This window comes from Bartonella sp. AP88HLJMH (genome assembly GCF_042195605.1).
Classification (GTDB): Bacteria; Pseudomonadota; Alphaproteobacteria; order Rhizobiales; family Rhizobiaceae; genus Bartonella.
Genome location: NZ_JBHIOR010000139.1, coordinates 1 through 507, shown reverse-complemented (window position 1 = coordinate 507; position 507 = coordinate 1). Strand labels below are relative to the sequence as shown.

The 507-nt window shown below is 40.0% G+C and carries 1 protein-coding gene; it reads right to left on the bottom strand.

Going from position 1 to position 507, the window contains the following annotated elements; all coding sequences use genetic code 11:
* Positions 1 to 507, bottom strand: a 507-nt coding sequence (locus tag ACFIMA_RS10030) for an autotransporter outer membrane beta-barrel domain-containing protein (RefSeq protein WP_375693485.1), incomplete at both ends; no start/stop codon positions are given.

Here is a 507-nt window from a genome sequence, read left to right as displayed (position 1 = left end):
TATTTTAAAATACCATCGAGATACCATCCACTATGATCAAAATAAGTGACATAAGCACCAATACCATAAGTATTGATACCACTGATACCCCCCCGTGCATGCGCAACACGGGCACGATCATAACTGCCAAAACCACCTATATAAAATTCTCCACTTTCCCACTCGCTTAAACCATTGATCCCTAAAACAATACCTGTCTGATCTAACTTAAAATCTATATGCTCTGTCGCAATACTCTCTTTAGATTTAATCGCATAGGTCCATAAAGCTGCATTCTTTTTACTTTTATCTAGAATTCCTCTTCCCGCACGCACTGTTTGCATTTCGTTGTGAAACACCATCGCTGGAGCTACAGACATAGACAATACCGCATCTGTAGAGGGCGTGGTCAAAAAGTGAGAAACTGAAAGTTTCTCACTCAATTGTGGAGAAGGTTGTTCTTTATGAACTGGACGCACAATCATTTGATCGGCTAAAGATTGAGAAGAGGTTGAAACAGCAGTTTGT